The sequence below is a fragment of the Duganella levis genome (assembly GCF_009857605.1).
In the GTDB taxonomy this organism is placed as follows: Bacteria; Pseudomonadota; Gammaproteobacteria; order Burkholderiales; family Burkholderiaceae_D; genus Rugamonas; species Rugamonas levis.
In genome coordinates, this window is sequence record NZ_WWCT01000007.1 from 134782 (window position 1) to 152762 (window position 17981).

The 17981-nt window shown below is 62.7% G+C and carries 16 protein-coding genes; 6 read left to right on the forward strand and 10 right to left on the reverse strand.

Annotation, left to right across the window (positions count from 1 at the left end):
• Positions 1-25: 25 nt before the first annotated feature.
• From GTP69_RS11420 to GTP69_RS11435, 4 genes are all read right to left on the reverse strand, one after another.
• Positions 26-1696 (reverse strand): methyl-accepting chemotaxis protein, encoded by a 1671-nt coding sequence (locus GTP69_RS11420; protein WP_161055022.1) that lies wholly within the window; start codon positions 1694-1696, stop codon positions 26-28.
• A 108-nt stretch (positions 1697-1804) separates the two neighbouring features.
• Positions 1805-2731, reverse strand: a complete 927-nt coding sequence (locus GTP69_RS11425; RefSeq protein ID WP_161055023.1) for an ABC transporter permease — start codon at positions 2729-2731, stop codon at positions 1805-1807.
• On the reverse strand, positions 2728-3804 hold the full coding sequence (locus GTP69_RS11430; protein ID WP_229260903.1) for an ABC transporter permease: 1077 nt from the start codon (positions 3802-3804) through the stop codon (positions 2728-2730). The genes GTP69_RS11425 and GTP69_RS11430 overlap by 4 nt, the downstream gene beginning before the upstream one ends.
• Positions 3791-5332, reverse strand: a complete 1542-nt coding sequence (locus GTP69_RS11435) for an ABC transporter ATP-binding protein (RefSeq protein WP_161055024.1) — start codon at positions 5330-5332, stop codon at positions 3791-3793. Before GTP69_RS11435 ends, GTP69_RS11430 begins: the two co-directional genes overlap by 14 nt.
• 219 nt (positions 5333-5551) lie before the next feature.
• Between GTP69_RS11435 and GTP69_RS11440 the strand changes: the two genes are divergently transcribed.
• The 6 genes from GTP69_RS11440 (at position 5552) to GTP69_RS11465 (ending at position 10286) form a co-directional block, all read left to right on the forward strand.
• The gene (locus GTP69_RS11440) at positions 5552-6238 is read left to right on the forward strand and encodes a GntR family transcriptional regulator (protein ID WP_161049259.1); all 687 of its coding nucleotides are present in this window, start codon (positions 5552-5554) and stop codon (positions 6236-6238) included.
• 119 nt (positions 6239-6357) lie between these two features.
• Positions 6358-7206 carry an outer envelope protein gene (locus tag GTP69_RS11445; RefSeq protein WP_161055025.1) on the forward strand — a complete coding sequence of 283 codons (849 nt, stop codon included), beginning with the start codon at positions 6358-6360 and terminating at the stop codon, positions 7204-7206.
• A 24-nt stretch (positions 7207-7230) separates the two neighbouring features.
• Entirely contained in the window at positions 7231-8307 is a 1077-nt protein-coding gene (locus tag GTP69_RS11450) for a BMP family ABC transporter substrate-binding protein (RefSeq protein WP_161055026.1), read from the forward strand.
• A 2-nt stretch (positions 8308-8309) separates the two neighbouring features.
• Entirely contained in the window at positions 8310-9293 is a 984-nt protein-coding gene (locus tag GTP69_RS11455; RefSeq protein WP_202424384.1) for an aromatic ring-hydroxylating dioxygenase subunit alpha, read from the forward strand.
• Positions 9290-9766, forward strand: coding sequence for a nucleoside deaminase (locus GTP69_RS11460; protein WP_161055027.1), 477 nt, complete (start codon positions 9290-9292; stop codon positions 9764-9766). The genes GTP69_RS11455 and GTP69_RS11460 overlap by 4 nt, the downstream gene beginning before the upstream one ends.
• A 133-nt stretch (positions 9767-9899) precedes the next feature.
• Entirely contained in the window at positions 9900-10286 is a 387-nt protein-coding gene (locus tag GTP69_RS11465; protein WP_161055028.1) for an EF-hand domain-containing protein, read from the forward strand.
• A gap of 9 nt (positions 10287-10295) precedes the next feature.
• Here GTP69_RS11465 and GTP69_RS11470 read toward each other — a convergent pair whose 3' ends face one another.
• The 6 genes from GTP69_RS11470 to GTP69_RS11495 form a co-directional block, all read right to left on the reverse strand.
• Entirely contained in the window at positions 10296-11474 is a 1179-nt protein-coding gene (locus GTP69_RS11470) for a hybrid sensor histidine kinase/response regulator (protein ID WP_161055029.1), read from the reverse strand.
• Positions 11474-12076: a chemotaxis protein CheB gene (locus GTP69_RS11475; RefSeq protein WP_161055030.1), complete on the reverse strand. Its 603-nt coding sequence runs from the start codon at positions 12074-12076 to the stop codon at positions 11474-11476. Before GTP69_RS11475 ends, GTP69_RS11470 begins: the two co-directional genes overlap by 1 nt.
• A gap of 2 nt (positions 12077-12078) precedes the next feature.
• The gene (locus GTP69_RS11480) at positions 12079-12897 is read right to left on the reverse strand and encodes a CheR family methyltransferase (protein WP_161055031.1); all 819 of its coding nucleotides are present in this window, start codon (positions 12895-12897) and stop codon (positions 12079-12081) included.
• 2 nt (positions 12898-12899) lie between these two features.
• On the reverse strand, positions 12900-16400 hold the full coding sequence (locus tag GTP69_RS11485; RefSeq protein ID WP_161055032.1) for a response regulator: 3501 nt from the start codon (positions 16398-16400) through the stop codon (positions 12900-12902).
• Between the two features lie 110 nt (positions 16401-16510).
• A complete protein-coding gene (locus GTP69_RS11490; protein ID WP_161055033.1) occupies positions 16511-16831 on the reverse strand; it encodes a hypothetical protein in 321 nt (106 codons plus the stop codon).
• 329 nt (positions 16832-17160) lie between these two features.
• Positions 17161-17943 (reverse strand): TauD/TfdA dioxygenase family protein, encoded by a 783-nt coding sequence (locus tag GTP69_RS11495; protein ID WP_161055034.1) that lies wholly within the window; start codon positions 17941-17943, stop codon positions 17161-17163.
• Positions 17944-17981: the final 38 nt, after the last annotated feature.

The window sequence follows — 17981 nt, forward strand, 5'->3', positions numbered from 1 at the left end:
ATTGCCCATTAAAGGCAATATGATATCAAGCATGCAGCTGCAACCGTGGCTTGCTGCTGACCTGCGGCGGCGGTAGCCCGCCAGCCGGCCGTGGCCGTGCAGCGCGCACAGCGCCCGACCCCTGCTGCAGCTTGAACACCGCCATCGCCTGCGACACGCAACGCGCCTGCTGCGCCAGATTGCCGGCGGCAGCGGCGGCCTGCTCCACCAGCGCCGCGTTCTGCTGCGTGATGTCGTCGATCTTGATCACCGCCTCGTTGACCTGGCCGATGCCCGAACTCTGTTCGCGCGTCGAATTGGAAATCTCGCCCATCACTTGCGACACGCGGGCCACCGACTCGATCACCTCGTTCATGGTGACGCCGGCGTTGTTGGTCAGCGTGGTGCCGGCCGCGACTTTCTGAATCGACGTATCGATCAGCTCCTTGATTTCCTTGGCCGCCGTCGCCGAACGCTGCGCCAGACCGCGCACCTCGCTGGCCACCACGGCAAAGCCGCGTCCCTGTTCGCCGGCGCGCGCCGCTTCCACCGCCGCATTCAAAGCGAGGATATTGGTCTGGAACGCGATGCCATCGATCAGGCCAATAATGTCGAGGATCTTGTTGGACGACGCGCTGATGTCGCCCATGGTCGTCACCACCTGCGAGACGATGCTGCCGCCCTGCGTCGCCACTTCGCGCGCGCGCTCGGCCAGCTCGTTGGCGCTGGCGACGTTGGTAGCGCTCTGCTGCACTGTGGCCGTCAACTGCTCCATGCTGGACGCGGTCTGTTGCAGGCTGGACGCCTGCGACTCGGTGCGGCCCGACAAATCCATATTGCCATCGGCAATTTCATCAGTGGCCAGCGAAATCTGGTCGAAGTTGGCGCGGACGTCGCCGATAATGCTGTGCAGGTTGATATTGGTCTGCCGCAGCGCCGCCAGCAACTGGCCGACCTCGTCGTCGCGCTGGATCTCGATGGTGGACGTCAGATCGCCGCCCGCCATCATGCGCGCGGCCTTGGTGGCGCGCCGCAGCGGCAGCGCAACGTTGACATACAGGTGACGGCAGAACACCAGCATGCCCAGCATCGCCACGATGGCCGCGCCGCCCAGCCAGCCATGCGCCTTGGCAGCGGTAGCATCGTCGATCACCAGCAGCGTCAGCGCCAGCGCAGCCAGCACGCCGACCAGCAGCGTGGTGGCTGCGGCAATCTGCGTGGGCAGCGACATCGCGGTCAGCGCTTTCAACTGCGCGAACACGCCGATCGACACCGCCCGCCCTTTGACGATGCGCAGCTTGCGCGGATTGCCGTTCTTGATTTCACGGTACACCGCATCCGTCTCGCGCACCTGCTCGCGTGACGGTTTGGTGCGCACCGACAGATAGCCGACCGGCTTGCCGTTTTCGATCACCGGCGTGACGTTGGCCAGCACCCAGTAGTAGTCGCCGTTCTTGCAGCGGTTCTTCACCAGACCAGTCCACGGCATGCCGTCCTTGATGGTGTGCCACAGGTCGGCGAAGGCTTCGACCGGCATGTCCGGATGGCGCACGATGTTTTGCGGCGCCCCCATCAACTCTTCTTCCGTGAAGCCGCTGACTTCAATGAAATACGGATTGGCGTAATTGATGTTGCCCTGCAAATCGGTGCTGGAGACGATGGTCTTGCCATCGTCCATCACGTATTCATTGGTGGTGACCGGACTGTTTACTCGCATGACCGCTCCTTGGCTAGGATATCAGGTCAAGAATAAGAGCATTTGCCGGCTGGGAAAATCACCAATTGTCGCATTGCGCCAAATTTTTTTATGTGCTACCACAGCGCACTAGTCAGGTTTGAAATTCTGCCCCAAAGACATTGGCTTATTCAGCAAGATTGTCTGCGGATTGCGGCAGATAATCACTAGCACCACAATAGTGGCGACGTACGGCAGCATCGACAAAAACTCCGACGGAATTGCCAGCCCCATGCCCTGCCCGTGGAACTGCAGCATGGTCACGCCGCCAAACAGATACGCGCCAACCAGCACGCCGCGCGGCTTCCAGGTCGCGAACACCACCTGCGCCAGCGCGATCCAGCCACGCCCTGCGGTCATGCCCTCTACCCACATCGGCGTCAGCGCCAGAGACAGGTAAGCGCCGCCCAGTCCCGCCAGCGCCCCGCCAAACAGCACGGTGCCATAACGCAGGCCGATCACCGGAAAGCCGATCGCGTGCGCGCTGTGCGGCGACTCGCCCACCGCGCGGATGATCAGGCCTAGCCGCGTGCGCGCCAGCATCCAGCCGATCACCACCACCAGCGCCACCGACGCATACACCATCGCATCAAAGCGGAACAGCAGCGGCCCGATAAACGGAATCTCCGACAGCAGCGGGAAATGCAGGTGCGGCATCGGCGCCACTGTCTGGCCAACAAAGCCCTGGCCGATGAAGGCCGAAGCGCCGATGCCGAACAAGGTCAACGCCAGGCCGGTGGCCACCTGGTTGGTTTGCAGCGTCAGCACCAGGAACCCGAAGATCAGCGACATCAACATGCCTGCCGCTGCTGCAGCCAGCAAGCCGGCGATCATGCTGCCGGTGCCCAGCGTGACGCCGAAGCCGACTACCGCGCCGATCAGCATCATGCCCTCCATGCCCAGATTGAGCACGCCGGAACGCTCGGTCACCAGCTCGCCCATCGATGCCACCACCAGCGGCGTGGCCGCGCCGGCGGTGCTGGCGAGGAAAGCGATCAACAATTCAGTGGTCATCATGCCGGCACTCCCGCCACACGCTTGTGCGGCTTGATACGATAGTGAATGAACAGGTCTGCCGCCAGCAGGTAAAACAGCAGCAGTCCCTGGAAGATGCCGGTGATGGCGGAGGGCGTCTGCAACTCGATCTGCGCCGTCTCGCCGCCGATGTACAGCAGCGACATCAGCACCGCAGACAGCACCACGCCGAGCGGATGCAAGCGCCCCACATACGCAACGATGATGGCGGCGAAGCCATAGCCCGGCGACACCGACGGCTGCAACTGCCCCAGCGGCCCCGCCACTTCACCCACGCCGGCAATGCCGGCCAGCGCGCCGCTGACCATAAACGCCAACCACACATTGCGCGGTTCACTGAAGCCGGCGTACAGCGCCGCCGCCGGCGCCATGCCGCTGACCTGCATGCGGTAGCCGGCAAACGTATGCTTGCAGAAGAACCACGCCGCCCCCGCCGCCAGCAGCGACAGGATGAAGGCCGCGTTGACGCGCAAGCCCTCCACCAGCAGCGGCAAGGTGGCCGACTCGCTGAACATCTTCGATTGCGGGAAGTTGAAGCCGGCCGGGTCGCGCATCGGCCCGTGCACCAGGTAGCTGAGCAAGTGATACGCCACATACACCAGCATCAGGCTGACGAGAATCTCGCTGGTGTTGAAGCGTGTGCGCAGCAGCGCCGGAATCGCCGCCCACAGCATGCCGCCCAGCGCACCGGCCAGCAGCATCAGGGGCAGTACCCACCAGGCCTGCACCTCGTCGAAGTACAGCGCCACCGCGCCGGCGCAGATCGCGCCGATGGTTAGCTGGCCGTCGGCGCCGATGTTGTTGACGTTGGCGCGGAAACCGATCGCCAGGCCTACGCCGCACAGGATCAGCGGCGTCGCCTTCAGCAGCAGTTCGCCCACGCTGTACAAGGTGGTCCACGGCTTGACGAAGTAGACGTAGAACGCATGCAGCGGCTCCTGGCCGATGAAGAAGAACAGCAGCGAGCCGGTAAACAGCATCGCCACCGCCGCAATTAACGGCGATGCCAGCATCATGCGGCGTGAGGGTTCGGGACGTCGTTCAAGCCGGGACATGCTCTGCTCCTTGGTAATCGAAATCGCCGCTCATCCACACGCCGATCTGGTTGATGCTGGTGGCTTCCGCCGGCACCGCGCGCGACAGCCGGCCATCGGCCAGCACGGCGATGCGGTCGCTCATCATGAACAATTCGTCCAGCTCCTCGGACAGCACCAGCACCGCCACGCCCTGGTCGCGCATATCGATAATGGCCTGGCGTATCAGCATGGCGGCGCCGATGTCGACGCCCCACGTGGGCTGCGCAAACACCATCACCTTCGGCGCCAGCATGATCTCGCGGCCAACGATGAATTTTTGCAGATTGCCGCCGGACAGACTGGCTGCCGCAGACTGCGCGCCGCCGCACTTGACCTTGAAGCGCTCAATCACCTGCTGCGCAAACGCGCGCACTGCGCCGCGCTGTATCAGGCCGCGTTTGACCATGCCGGTGGCGGCGGCCGGCACGTAACCGGTCAGCAGCGCGTTATCGGCCAGCGACAGCTCGGGCGCCGCGCCACGTCCCAGCCGTTCCTCCGGCACAAAGCCGAGACCCAACTGGCGGCGCTGTGCGGCATCCAGCGTGCCGACATCCCGCGTGACAAGGCGTAGCGTCCCTTCGCGCATGCCCAGCGTGCGCTCGCCGGAAATCACTTTCAATAACTCCTGCTGGCCGTTGCCGGAAATGCCGGCGATGCCGACAATCTCGCCGCTGCGCAGCGACAGGTTGATATCCTTTAGCCTCGTGCCGAATGGATCGCTGCTCTCTACATTCAGATGCTCCAGCGACAGCCGGATTTCTCCCGGCTCGCGCGGCTGGTGCACGCACACTGGCAGTTCGCGGCCGATCATCAACTCCGCCAGCGACTTTGCGCTTTCCTGCTTCGGCAGCGCGGTGCCGGACACGCGGCCGGCGCGCAGCACCGTGGCCTTGTCGCACAGCGTCTGGATCTCATCGAGCTTGTGACTGATATACAGGATGCTGACGCCTTCCGCCGCCAGCCGCCGCAGCGACTCGAACAGCTTGAGCACCGCATCCGGCGTCAATACCGACGTCGGCTCGTCCATGATCAGCAGCTTGGGTGATTGCAGCAGGCAGCGCACAATCTCCACCCGCTGCCGCTCGCCGACCGACATGCTATGCACCCGTCGCTGCGGATCGAGCGGCAGGCCGTATTGTTCCGAGACCTGCTTGATTCGCGGCGCCAGCGCGGCCGGCGACACCTTGTCGTCCAGCGCCAGCGCGATGTTCTCGGCCACGGTCAGCGTCTCGAACAGCGCAAAGTGCTGGAACACCATGCCGATACCCAGCTTGCGCGCATCGTGCGGCGAATTGATATGCACCTGGCGGCCTTCCCACATGATCTGGCCGTCGTCCGGCTTGACCACGCCGTAGATGATCTTCATCAGCGTGCTCTTGCCGGCGCCGTTTTCGCCCAGCACGGCGTGGATCTCACCCGGCATCACAGTCAGGTTCACATCGGCGTTGGCCACCACCGAGGGATAGATCTTGGAGATGCCCAGCATCTGCAAGCGCGGTTCAGTCATCGGCGCCTTCCTTCATCGTATACAAATCGAATACCGCAAGAGACGCAATTAGCATGCCACACACAGCCCTAGGCGGATGCGCTGTTTTGGCAGCATCCTGCACCAAAGAGGGATGCGATGCATCCCAAAAGCGTGCACAGGATGTATCCAGCTTTGTATACGACTTAGCACGCTTCCTGCTTTATAGAGGACAGTATCAACCAGATATGGAGTCCTTCAATGCCTACCAAGCGCGGTACCACCGCCATCGACATGCGCATTTACAAAGCGGTGGTCAACGCCGTCATGAGCCACCGCCTGCCACCCGGAACCCACCTGGGCGAGGCGGATTTCTGCGAGCTGTATAACGTCAGCCGCACCATCGTGCGCAAGGCGCTGCAACGGCTGGCGCACGATCACATTATCGAGTTGCGCCCCAATCGCGGCGCGGTCATCGCCTCGCCCACGCCGCAGGAAGCGCGCGAGATCTTCGCTGCGCGGCGCGCGCTGGAACGCGAGATCGTGCCACTGGTAATACAGAACGCCACGCCGGAATCGCTGAAGCAAATCCGCGCCGCCATTGCCGCGGAAGATGCGGCGCGGCGCAGCGGCGACCGCGCCGGCTGGATACGACTGGGCGGCGAGTTCCATCTGCTGTTGGCGGAACTGGCCGGCAACCACGTGCTGCAACGCTTTATGGCGGAGCTGGTGTCGCGCTGCTCGCTGATCATCGCGCTGTACGAAACGCCCGGCAGCGCCATGTGCGAGAACGATGAACACGAGGATCTGGCCACGCTGATCGAGAAGGGCAAGGTGAAGGAAGCCACGCATCTGATCGAGCATCACCTGCTGGAGATTGAGGCGCGCCTGCGTCTCGCTGAGCAGGACAAGAAAGTGAATCTGGCGGAAGCGTTGTCGGGATTCTGAAAAGTTGGCCCCGATCTGGCCCATATATTGCTAAAGAGGTAGACGAGATTGGATCCAATTAGTAAAACGAATTGAATACAAAAAAAGTGCTTTCAAACCTCAACTACCGGAGTTCGCCTATGTCACATCTCGTACGCACCACTGTTGCTCTCGCCCTCTTCGCAGCTTGCAGCGCGCAAGCCGCCGACTGGACCGACACCTCGCTCAGCTACCGCTACGGCACCAAGTTCGCCGAGCCGTACAACAGCAATGACATCACCAAGAACATCGTCAACCTGAGTAGCGTCTCCGGCTACAAATACGGCAAGAACTTCTTCAGCGTCGACCTGCTGATGTCGTCCGAGCTCGATCCATCGGCGGCCGGTTCCAACAGCGGCGCGCACGAAGCCTATGTGGTGTATCGCCACACGCTGGACTTCGGCAAGATCTTCAACAAGAGCTACGCCTTCGGCCCGGTGCGCGGCCTTGGCGCCACCGCCGGCTTTGACTACAACAGTAAAACCGACGCCGGCTACAACTCCAAGAAGCGCATGCTGGTCGCCGGCCCAACGCTGATGATGGACGTACCGGGCTTCCTCGATATCAGCCTGCTCGCGCTGTGGGAATCCAACGCGCCGTATAACACCTTCACCAACCAGGCCACGCCGCGCTACGCCTATAAAACCCACGCCATGCTGACCGGCGCCTGGGGCATTCCATTCAACGTCGGCATCCCGCTGTCGTTCGAAGGCTACGCCAACTTCATCACCGGCAAGGGCAGCAATGAATTCGGCGGCGGCACCGCGCCGGAGACCAACATCGACATGCAGATCATGTACGACATCAGCGAAACGGTCGGCACGCCGAAGAACACCTTCAAGATCGGCATCGAGTACCAGTACTGGAAAAACAAATTCGGCAACCCGGACCGCACCGTGCCCGGCGCCACCGCCAAGACGCCGATGGTGCGCGCGGAATACCACTTCTAACTCTCTCAACGTAAAGGAAACCGTATGATGAATCGTCGCACAGTACTGGCTACCCTGGCTGCAGCCACCGCCTTCGCCGCCGCACCGTCGTTTGCCGCAGAACCGTTGAAGATCGGCTTCGTCTACGTCGGCCCGGTCGGCGACGCCGGCTGGACCTACGCGCATGACCAGGCCCGCCTGGCGCTGGAAAAAGAATTGGCCGGCAAAGTCAAAACCACCTACGTGGAAAACGTGCCGGAAGGCGCCGATGCCGAACGCGTGATCCGCAAGCTGGTGGCGGAAGGGAACAAGCTGATTTTCACCACCTCGTTCGGCTACATGAACCCGACCGAGAAAGTCGCCAAGTCCGCGCCGGGCGTGGTGTTCCTGCACGCCACCGGCTTCAAGACCGGCAAGAACATGGGCGTGTACGAATCGCGCCTGTACGAAGGCGCCTATCTGGACGGTATCCTGGCCGGCAAGATGACCAAGTCGAACACGCTGGGCTTCATCGCCTCGTTCCCGGTGCCTGAAGTGATCCGCAACATCAATGCCTTCACGCTCGGCGCGCAAAGCGTCAACCCGAAAATCAAGACCAAGGTAATCTGGGTGAACTCGTGGTACGACCCGGCGAAAGAACGCCAGGCGGCAGAAACCCTGGTGGCGCAAGGCGCGGATGTGATGGCCCAGAACACCGACTCGCCGGCCACGCTGCAAGTGGCGCAGGAAAAAGGCGTGTACGCCTTCGGCTGGGATTCGGACATGTCCAAGTTCGCGCCGAAAGCGCACCTGACCGCCGCCACCAACGACTGGTCCGGCTACTACATCGACACCGCCAAAGCCGTCATCGCCGGCACCTGGAAAACCGGCTCCTACAACGGCGGCCTGAAAGAAGGCATGGTCAAGATGTCGAAGCTGAACGCAGTGGTACCGGCCGATGCGGCGAAGGCGTTTGAAGAGAAGAAGGCAGCGCTGACCGCCGGTACCTTCGCACCGTTCACGGGTCCGATCAAGGATCAATCGGGCGCCGTCAAGTACGCGGCCGGCGTCAAGGCGCCTGAGAAGGACCTGATGGGCATGAACTTCTACGTGCAGGGCGTGGACGGCGCCATTCCGAAGTAAGCATGGATACGCTGCTGCTCAACGACTGGCACCCGGTCGCGCTCTCCACGCAGGTTACGGCCGGCGCTATGCTGGCCACCGATCTGCTGGAAACGTGCGTGGTGCTGTGGCGCGACAGCGGCGGCGTGCTGCATGCGTGGGAAGACCGCTGTCCGCATCGCGGCACGCGGCTTTCCATGGGGGCCGTGCGCGACGACACGCTGACTTGTCCTTACCACGGCTGGACCTTTGGCAAGGAGGGCCGCTGCACGCGCATCCCGGCGCTGCCGGAGGCGCCGCTCAAGGCGCAGGTCAATGTGTACCACGTGCAGGAGCTGTATGGCCTGGCGTGGGTATGCCTCGGTACGCCGGCGCATGCGGGGCCGCCGGCGTTTCCGGAGTTTGGCGACGCGCAGCTGCGCAAGGTCTGGTGCGGGCCTTACGATGTGCGCAGCAGCGCGCCGCGCATCATCGAGAACTTCCTCGACATGGCGCACTTCGCGTTTGTGCACGAGGGCATATTGGGTGACCAGCAGCACCCGGTCATTCCCGACTACAGCGTCGAGACATTCGACGAGGCGGAATACGGCAGCGGCGTATGGGCCAGGCAGTGCCACGCCTTCCAGCCGCAAGCCAGCAAGGCCGCCACCGGCGGCAGCGATATCGAATACACCTACCGCGTGGTGCGGCCATTGACGGCGGTACTGACCAAGCATCCGCCGGACAGCATCCGCGAAGCGATCGCGCTGCTGCTGCAACCGCTGACCGAAACCACCACACGCGCATGGATCATCCTCGCGCTCAACGACTTCACCTCCAGCGACGACGCGCTGCGCGCCTTCCAGGACACCATCTTCCTGCAAGACCTGCCGATCCTGGAAAGCCAGCACCCGGCGCGCCTGCCGCTAACGCCGGGCGCCGAAGTATCGGTGGCCTGCGACCGCATGTCGCTGGCCTACCGCAGCTATCTCAAACAACAGAACCTGCAATACGGAGTGATTCGATGACAGCAACCGCGCAAGACCACGACTTCCTGACCCGCGTGCTGGCCCTGGCGCAGCGTTCGCGCGACGAAGGCCACCATCCGTTTGCCGCCATGGTGGTGGCCGCAAACGGCACCATCATCTCGCAAGCGATGAACGCCTCCAGCAGCGATCGCACCGCGCACGCCGAGATGAACGCGCTGCGCCTCGCATCGCAGCAATATGGTCCGGCCGAACTGGCCACCGCCACGCTGTATGCCAATGCCGAACCATGCGCCATGTGCGCCGGCGGCACCTACTGGAGCGGCGTGGGACGGGTGGTGTATGCAATGTCGGAAGCCAGCCTGCTGGCACTGACCGGCAGCGATCCCGAAAATCCGACGCTGTCGCTGCCGTGCCGCACGGTGTTTGCCGCTGGCCAGCGCCCGACCGAAGTGATCGGACCGCTGCGCGAAGACGAAGCGCGCCTTGCGCACGCGGACTTCTGGCACAAATAACAAAGTTCCGCGCCGACTGATGTTTCCGGGCGACACCACACGCATCCGGCCGTTAAACTACATTGATTATTTGGCGTAATCGCGGCACAGTGTCTCCCTAAGCCATGCATCATTGAGATGCGGGGAGACAATCATGAAGCTTTTGCAATTAGCGCTGTTGGCCGCAGTGGGACTGGCGGTGATATCGCATGCCCGCGCGCAAGCGCCAAAATCCGACTCACCATCCGCCCTGCGCGGTGCCGAGCCCTATCTGCCACCGGCGCTGCGCAAGCCCCTGCGCGATGCCTCGACCGGCACCGCGCTGCTGCGCTACCAGCCGATGGAGAAACTGAAGAAACGTTTTGAAGCCGCCGACCTCGACGGCAACGGCGTGCTGAGCCGCGACGAAGCGCGCCAGGCGGGCCTGACCGTGGTCGACAAAAACTTCGATCACATCGACACCGCCCAACGCGGCGCGGTCAGCTTCGACGACCTCAAAGCCTTCCTGATCCAGCGCCGCGAAGAGGCGCATTCACGGTAACTGTCCTCTTTATTGCGGCGGCGCGTCGCGACGCGGCAGGATCAGGCTGAAGGTCGAGCCTTCGCCCGGCTTGCTTTCCAGCGTCAGGCTGCCTTCGTGCACCTCGGCCAGCTGGCGCGAGATGTACAGGCCCAGCCCCAACCCCGCCGGCGCATCGGTGCCGACACCGCGTTCATACGGTTCAAAAATCTTGGCCTGGTTTTCCGGCGCAATCCCCGGACCGCAATCGCGCACGTCGATGCGGGCCCAGTCCTGCTCCACCGTGAGCGTCACGCTGATCGGCTGCTGGCAACCGTAACGCATCGCATTGGTCAGCAGATTCACCACCACCTGCTCGATGCGGAACTCATCCCACCAACCGCTGACCGGCGTGCCCGCTTCCAGCGAAATGCTGGTGCCGGCCGTATTGGCCTGCGGCGTCAGGTCATGCACCACGCGCCGCAGCAGGCCGGACAACTCCACCCAGCCCGGCCGCAACGACAGCTTGCCGCTGCGGATGCGCGACACGTCCAGCATGTCGTCGATCAGCCGGATGATGCTCTGGATCTGGCGGTCATCGCGCGCCACCATGCGCTGCAACTGCTCGGCGCCGAACGCCGCCATATTGCCGCGCTCCAGCTGCATCTTGCGCAGCTGGGTTTCCAGGTACAGCGTGTTGAGCGGCGTGCGCATCTCGTGCGACACCATCGACATGAATTCATCGCGCATCACCAGCGCCCGCTCCAGCTGGGCCTGGGTCGCGGCCTGCTTCTGCTGCGCCGCCTCCAGCGCCTCGACCTGGCGCCGCATCGCTTCGCGCGCCTCGTACAGCGCCACGAATACTTGCACCTTGCCCTTCACCGCGCGCGGATCGAGCGGTTTGTACAGCAAGTCCACCGCACCCGCCTCGTAACCCTTGAACGAGTAATTCAGCTCCTTGCCGGCCGCCGTCACGAACACGATCGGGATGTGGCGCGTCTTGTCGGTGCCGCGCATCAGCTCGGCCAGCTCGAAACCGTCCATGCCCGGCATCTGCACGTCGAGGATGGCGATGGCGAAATCGTGCTGCAACAGCAGCGCCAGCGCTTCCTCGCCGGAACCCGCCTGGAATACTTCGCGGCCTTCGCCGCGGATCAGCGCTTCCAGCGCCTGCAGGTTTTCCGGCAGATCGTCGACGATCAGCAACTTGGTGGGGGATGCGTCTTGCATTAATTATTCTCCAGCATCATCAACAGGGTGTGTATCTCTTCCAACGGCAAAATCAGGTCCGGCGCGCGCAGCCGGATGGCTTGCTGCGGCATGGTCGGCACCTCGGCCTCTTGCGGGTCTTGCACCACGGTCAGGCCGCCGGCCGCGCCGATGGCCGCCAGGCCGGCCGCGCCATCATGGTTGGCGCCGGTGAGCAGGATGCCCACCAGCGCCGGACCGTAGGCGTCGGCCGCCGATTCCATCAGATAATCAATCGCCGGACGGGCAAAATGCAGTGGCGCCTCGCAACTCAGCGAGAAACTGCGATCACGCTCGACCGACAAATGGTAGCCCGAACCGGCAAAGTACAGCGTACCGGAGGCCAGTTCTTCCTTGTCCCGCGCTTCGCGCACCGGCAAGTCCATGCGCTGCTGAAACACCCCGGCCAGATGGCTCTGGCGCCCATCGGGAATGTGCAGCACCGCCACCACCGCGCGGCCATAATCTGCCGGCAGCCCTGGCAGCAGACGCAACAATGCACCGACGCCGCCGGCCGAGGCGCCGATCACCACCGCCTCCACCTTGCGGCCGGCCAGTACTGTGCGGAGTGACGAGGTGTCCATGATCAACGTTTGCGGAACAGGCGTTCGCGCTTCTGCACCGGTTCAAAGTTCGGCGCGTAGGCCGAGAAGTCGATGCTTTCCTTGCTGCCCAGGCCAAGGAAGCCGCGGTGGCACAGCGACTCGTGGAACAGGCCGAAGGCGCGCTCCTGCAACCGCTTTTTGAAATAAATCATCACGTTGCGGCAACTGATCAGCTGCGTTTCCGCAAACACGGCATCGGTCGCCAGGCTGTGGTCGGCGAAGGTGACGTTTTCGCACAGCGACTTGTCGAACAGCGCGGCGTTGTAGGCCGCCGTGTAGTAATCGGAAAAACTGCGGGTGCCGCCGGCCGCCTGGTAGTTCTGCGTGTACTCGCGCATCGCGTCCAGCGGGAACACGCCCTGGCGCGCTTTCTCCAGCGATTTCGGATTGATGTCGGTGGCGTAAATCATGCTGCGTTCCAGCAAGCCTTCTTCCTTGAGCAGGATGGCCATCGAATACACTTCCTCGCCGGTGCTGCAACCGGCGATCCAGATCTTCAGCGATGGATAGGTGCGCAGCACCGGCACCACATGCTCGCGCAGCGCGGCAAAGTAAGTCGGATCGCGGAACATCGAGGTGACCGGTATCGTCAGGTATTGCAGTAGCTGGCTGAAGGCGGCGGGCTCGTGGATCACCCGCGCCTGCAAGGCCGAAATGCTGTCGCACTCCATCTCCTTCAGCGCGTGCAGCACGCGGCGCTTTTGCGAAGCGCCGGTGTAGTCGCGGAAATCGTAGCTGTACTTCAGATAGATGGCTTCCACCAGCATCTTCAGCTCGATATCGGTATCACTGTGTTGCATGGTCAATTCCGTTCAGCATTCGGCATCCAGACGCGCAGCAGTGAGTACAAACGCGACAGGTCGATCGGCTTGGCCAGGTAATCGCTGGCGCCGGCCGCCAGGCATTGCTCCTGGTCGTCCTTCATGGCCTTGGCGGTAATCGCGATCACCGGCAGGCGGGCGAAGCGCGGATCGGCGCGCAGGCGGCGCGTGGCTTCCAGGCCGTCCATGCCCGGCATCATCACGTCCATTAGCACCAGGTCGATGTCCGGCACGGTGTCGAGTTTTTCCAGCGCCTCGAAGCCATTGCGGCCGACTTCCACCAGCGCGCCTTTCTGCTCCAGCGCGCTGGTCAGCGCGAAGATGTTGCGCACGTCGTCGTCCACCAGCAGGATGCGGCGGCCTTCGAACACGCGGTCGCGTGAACGCACCGTCTTCAGCATGCGCTGGCGTTCGCTCGACAGGTCGGCTTCCACCTTGTGCAGGAACAGCGTCACTTCGTCCAGCAGGCGCTCCGGCGAACGGGCGCCCTTGATGATGATCGAGCGCGAATACTTGTGCAGGTCGGCTTCTTCGGCGCGCGACAGGTTGCGGCCAGTGTAGACGATCACCGGCGGGAACGCCGCCAGCGATTCGCCGGCCATGCGTTGCAGCAACTCGTTGCCCTGCATGTCAGGCAGCTTGAGGTCGATAATCATGCAGTCGAAGACAGTGGTGCGCAGCAGCGCCAGCGCTTCCTCGCCGCTGCCGACCGCGACGATTTCCACGTCGTCGTCGGAGATCAGCTGGACTACGCTGTCGCGCTGGCGGTCGTCGTCTTCCACCAGCAGCACGCGCTTGATCTTCTGCGTCAGCTTGGTTTCGATGCGGCGGAACACTTCCATCAGCTGGTCGCGCGTGGTCGGCTTCAGCGCGAAGCCGATCGCGCCCAGGTGCAGCGCAGCCTCGCCGTTTTCGGAGCCGGACACCACGTGCACCGGAATGTGGCGGGTCAGCGCATCGTCTTTCAGCAGTTGCAGCACCGACAGGCCGGAACGGTCCGGCAGGCGGATGTCCAGCATGATCGCGTCCGGCTTGTACTGGCGGGCCAGCGCCAGCCCTTCTTCGGCGTCGAACGCCACAAGGCAATGGTATTGTTTTTCGTGCGCCAGGTCGTACAGGATGTGGGCGAACGGCACGTCATCCTCCACCACCAGCACCAGGCGGCCACGGATGGCGTCCGGCGCGTCCAGCAACTCACGGTCGTCGTCAAACGCGCGCGGCAGGGCCGGCGCTGGCGACGGGATCGGTTCCGGCACGGGTGCGCGTGGCAGCGAGGTCAGGCCGATTTCCACTTCCGCCGAGGAGGTCGAACTGCCGAGGCGTGGACCTGGCTCGGGCGCGGTCCATGCGGTCGGCAAGGTCAGCGTGAAGCAGCTGCCCTTGCCCGGTTCGCTGACCAGGCTGATGGCGCCGCCCAACAGCTGCGCCAGGTCGCGCGAGATCGACAGACCGAGGCCGGTGCCGCCGTACTTGCGGCTGGTGGTGCCGTCGGCTTGCTGGAAGGCGTTGAAGATGCCTTGCTGGTCTTCGGCGCGGATGCCGATGCCGGTGTCCTGCACGGCAAACGCCACGGCGCCGTCGGCGGCCGGCTGTACCGACAGTGTGATCTGGCCGCTGCTGGTGAACTTGAGCGCGTTCGACAGCAGGTTTTTCAGGATCTGTTCCAGGCGCTGGCGGTCGGTAACCATGTGCGACGCCACGCCATCGGCGACCTGCAACTGGAAGGCCAGCTTCTTCTGCTGCGCCAGCGGCTCGAATACCATCGCCATGCCTTCCACCACGTGGCGGGTGGAGAGGTTTTCCGGCACCAGGTCCAGCTTGCCGGCTTCGACCTTGGAGATGTCGAGGATGTCGTTGATCAGATTCAGCAGGTCGTTGCCGGCCGAGTAAATCGTGTTGGCGAAGCGTACCTGCTCTTCGTTCAGGTTGCCGACCGCGTTTTCCGACAGCAGCTTGGCCAGGATCAGCGAGCTGTTGAGCGGCGTGCGCAGCTCGTGCGACATATTCGCCAGGAATTGCGATTTGTACTGGCTGGCGCGCTCCAGGTCGCGGGCACGTTCTTCCAGGTCCTGCTGGGCCTTGGTCAGCTCGGCGTTTTTCTGGTCCAGCGCCACGCCTTGCTCGTTCAGCTGCTCGTTGGTCTGTTCCAGCTCGGCCTTCTGGTTTTCCAGGCTGGCCTGCGATTCTTCCAGCACGCGCGACTGTTCTTCCAGCTCTTCGTTGGCGGTGCGCAGTTCTTCCTGCTGCACTTGCAGTTCTTCGTTGAGCTGCTGGGTTTCGGCCAGCACTTCCTGCAGGCGTTGACGCGAGTGGCTGGCCTCGATGGCGCTACCGATATTGCCCTTCACCAGCGTCAGCAACTCGACATCGCGCTCGGTGATCGGACGCAGCAGGCCCAGTTCGACCACGCCGTTGATATCGCCATCGCTGTCCACCGGCGCCAGCAGCACGCTGGCCGGAGCACCGCCGCCCAGGCCGGACGCGACGCGGATGTAATCGGCCGGCAGCGGCTCCAGGCGCAGCACGCGGCGTTCCAGCGCCGCTTGCGCCACCAGGCTCTCGGCCGGCTTGAGCTGCTGGTCGCGCTGCTCCCATTCATCGCTGAAACCGTACGACGCCACGCGTTGGAAGCTGCCGTCCGGCCGGCGCAGGTACAGCGCGCCGACCACCACACCCATATAGCGCGCCAGGAATTGCAGCAGCGCCGCCGACAGTTGCGGCAGCGCCAGCTGGCCGATGCCCTGCTGCGCCAGTTCGCTCTGGCCGGTACGCAGCCAAGCTTGCTGTTGCAGCATGGTGGCATGCTCGGCATGCTCGTTCAATGCCTTGGTATAGACGCGCGACAGGCTGGTCAGTTCACGACGGCCGAACCAGGCCAGCGCACCGCCGACACCCAGCGTCAACAGCAGGTACAGCACCGCCACCCAGGTGGTGACAGTGCGTGCTTCATCGGCACGGTCCACGCGCATGCGCACTTCGGCGGCAACGAAGGTATCCAGCAGGCGGCGGATTTCATCGAACTGGGTCTTGCCGCGGCCGGTCTTGACCGGGCCGGTGACGTCGCCGTTGGCGGCGCGCAGGCGAATCATTTCCTGCGCATATTGATCCCATTGCTGCTGCTGGTATTGAATGGTGCGCAAGCGGTCTACCTGGGTCGGATTATCTTCGACCAGTTTCATCAGGCCGGCCAGGTTGGACGCCACCTTGGGCTTGGAGACCACATAGGGTTGCAGGAAGGATTCGTCGCCGGCCAGCATGTAGCCGCGCAAGCCGGTTTCCATGTCGACCATCTCTTTGCCGACCTGGTTGGCGTTGCCGATCACCCGTTCACTGTGCTCGACCCAGTTCATGGTGGTGATCAGATAGGCGAGCAGGACGACGAACACGCCTGCGCTGACCACACCGGCTGCCAGCGGCAGCGTAACGTTACGAACAAGGATACGACGGAAACCGCGGTCGTCCAGCGTGGTGGAATTCGGCATGGTCTGGGCCAGATTAACTTAGGAAACAAGAAGTTTATCTCAAACACAAGCTTAACCAACCCACCATTTCAATCGTGCGTGAAGGAAATAACATATCCCTGCATGCAAACCTATTCCACAAACTGCTCGCCGTCCCAATCAGGAATGGCCAAATTTCCACCAAAGCAACTTTCTACGACTTCGCCCCCACGCAGAAAGCCGACCACCCACGAGTAGTCATTCTCCCGGACTGGCATTAGCTCTTTCAATATCGCCGCAATATGGGGTATCTGCGCTTCCAGATTCGATTGCGCCAAATCGTCAATTGCAACAGAAATGAACAGTAGCTGGAAGTCATCCTGTAGCTCGTACTTAAACATTCGGCTGGGGATGCCAGTTTCATTGATGAGACGTTTTAAAGTTGAATTGGCTAGTTCATCATCGACCAACATTTTTATCCTCCCCAGACTTACAGACATCCCATCGCTCTGGCCTTGGCTCGCAACTTTTCTAGTCCTCGCTTCGTAGAGCGGATCATGTCCATATGACCCACGTATGTCCCTTTGCCCGCCATATCGCCAACAGGGTTTGATGAATAGGCACGGTGAAAAAGATCATAGCGGTCTTCTGCGTGTTGTGCTTCTCGTTTCCTTAGTTGCGCCTCCAGATCGCAAATTTTTGCGATTATTTGCTCGCATGAATTCATGCAGAAACCTTGCTGGCTGGTTGTGTACCTGCACAGACTAAGGTTTCTGCAGTCCTCGCTATTTGACCTGGATCGTTATGCGGCCTGTTTCTGCCCGCCGTCGTACCAGATCACGCCGTCGGCGCGGATGGTGGTGCGGTTGAGGATGCGGCGGGTGGACGGCGTGATCGGCGTCGCCTTGTGCGCCACATGCAGGTTGTCGGCCACCACCACGTCACCCGGCAGCCAGTGGTGGCGGTAGGTGGCGCCATCCCGCGAGTAATGACGGTCCACCGCCTCCATCAGCGCCCGCGAATGGTCGGGACTGTAGCCCAGCACGCCCGCCGTCAGGCCGAGGTTCAGGTACAGCGCCGGCACGCCGGTCTTCGGATGCTTCAGCACCAGCGGATGCACCACGCCATTGCGGTGCGCCGTGTTCAGGCCGGCGAACTCCTGCTGTATTTCCGGCTGCAACTCGGCATACGCCCGCTGCAAGTCGGTGAACAGCGTATCGCCGCCCTCCTCCGACTGCACTTCCGAATACCAGAAACTGATCGGCGTCGGATCTTCGCGGAACGAACCGTCCGAGTGCCAGTAGCGACCAACCTCGACATGGCCATCCTCCGGCCGGCTGGCGACACGGAAAATCTCCGGCAAGCCGTTCAGCTGGCCACGCATGGTCGGGAAGGTCTCCAGGCTGCCGAACAGCTGGCTGGCGGCGATCTGCTCCTGCGGCGTGAATGACTGGCCGCGAATGACCAGCAAGCCATATTGCAGCAGCGCCGAGCGCAGCAATTCAGTCGTGCCAGGGTTGGCCTGGCGCATATCGACGCCGTCGATTTCGGCGCCAAAACCTACGGGAAGCGGGGTGATTTTCATACATCCTCCTTAAGCATTGCGGTATGAAATGACTATAA

What these genes read in the sequence shown, in the direction of transcription:
- GTP69_RS11460 (WP_161055027.1), top strand. Translation starts at nt 9,290, where the DNA reads ATGACAGCAACCGCGCAAGACCACGACTTCCTGACCCGCGTGCTGGCC.
- GTP69_RS11440 (WP_161049259.1), top strand. Translation starts at nt 5,552, where the DNA reads ATGCCTACCAAGCGCGGTACCACCGCCATCGACATGCGCATTTACAAA.
- GTP69_RS11455 (WP_202424384.1), top strand. Translation starts at nt 8,310, where the DNA reads ATGGATACGCTGCTGCTCAACGACTGGCACCCGGTCGCGCTCTCCACG.
- GTP69_RS11425 (WP_161055023.1), bottom strand. Translation starts at nt 2,731, where the DNA reads ATGATGACCACTGAATTGTTGATCGCTTTCCTCGCCAGCACCGCCGGC.
- GTP69_RS11465 (WP_161055028.1), top strand. Translation starts at nt 9,900, where the DNA reads ATGAAGCTTTTGCAATTAGCGCTGTTGGCCGCAGTGGGACTGGCGGTG.
- GTP69_RS11470 (WP_161055029.1), bottom strand. Translation starts at nt 11,474, where the DNA reads ATGCAAGACGCATCCCCCACCAAGTTGCTGATCGTCGACGATCTGCCG.
- GTP69_RS11495 (WP_161055034.1), bottom strand. Translation starts at nt 17,943, where the DNA reads ATGAAAATCACCCCGCTTCCCGTAGGTTTTGGCGCCGAAATCGACGGC.
- GTP69_RS11430 (WP_229260903.1), bottom strand. Translation starts at nt 3,804, where the DNA reads ATGTCCCGGCTTGAACGACGTCCCGAACCCTCACGCCGCATGATGCTG.
- GTP69_RS11435 (WP_161055024.1), bottom strand. Translation starts at nt 5,332, where the DNA reads ATGACTGAACCGCGCTTGCAGATGCTGGGCATCTCCAAGATCTATCCC.
- GTP69_RS11490 (WP_161055033.1), bottom strand. Translation starts at nt 16,831, where the DNA reads ATGTTGGTCGATGATGAACTAGCCAATTCAACTTTAAAACGTCTCATC.
- GTP69_RS11450 (WP_161055026.1), top strand. Translation starts at nt 7,231, where the DNA reads ATGATGAATCGTCGCACAGTACTGGCTACCCTGGCTGCAGCCACCGCC.
- GTP69_RS11475 (WP_161055030.1), bottom strand. Translation starts at nt 12,076, where the DNA reads ATGGACACCTCGTCACTCCGCACAGTACTGGCCGGCCGCAAGGTGGAG.
- GTP69_RS11480 (WP_161055031.1), bottom strand. Translation starts at nt 12,897, where the DNA reads ATGCAACACAGTGATACCGATATCGAGCTGAAGATGCTGGTGGAAGCC.
- GTP69_RS11445 (WP_161055025.1), top strand. Translation starts at nt 6,358, where the DNA reads ATGTCACATCTCGTACGCACCACTGTTGCTCTCGCCCTCTTCGCAGCT.
- GTP69_RS11485 (WP_161055032.1), bottom strand. Translation starts at nt 16,400, where the DNA reads ATGCCGAATTCCACCACGCTGGACGACCGCGGTTTCCGTCGTATCCTT.
- GTP69_RS11420 (WP_161055022.1), bottom strand. Translation starts at nt 1,696, where the DNA reads ATGCGAGTAAACAGTCCGGTCACCACCAATGAATACGTGATGGACGAT.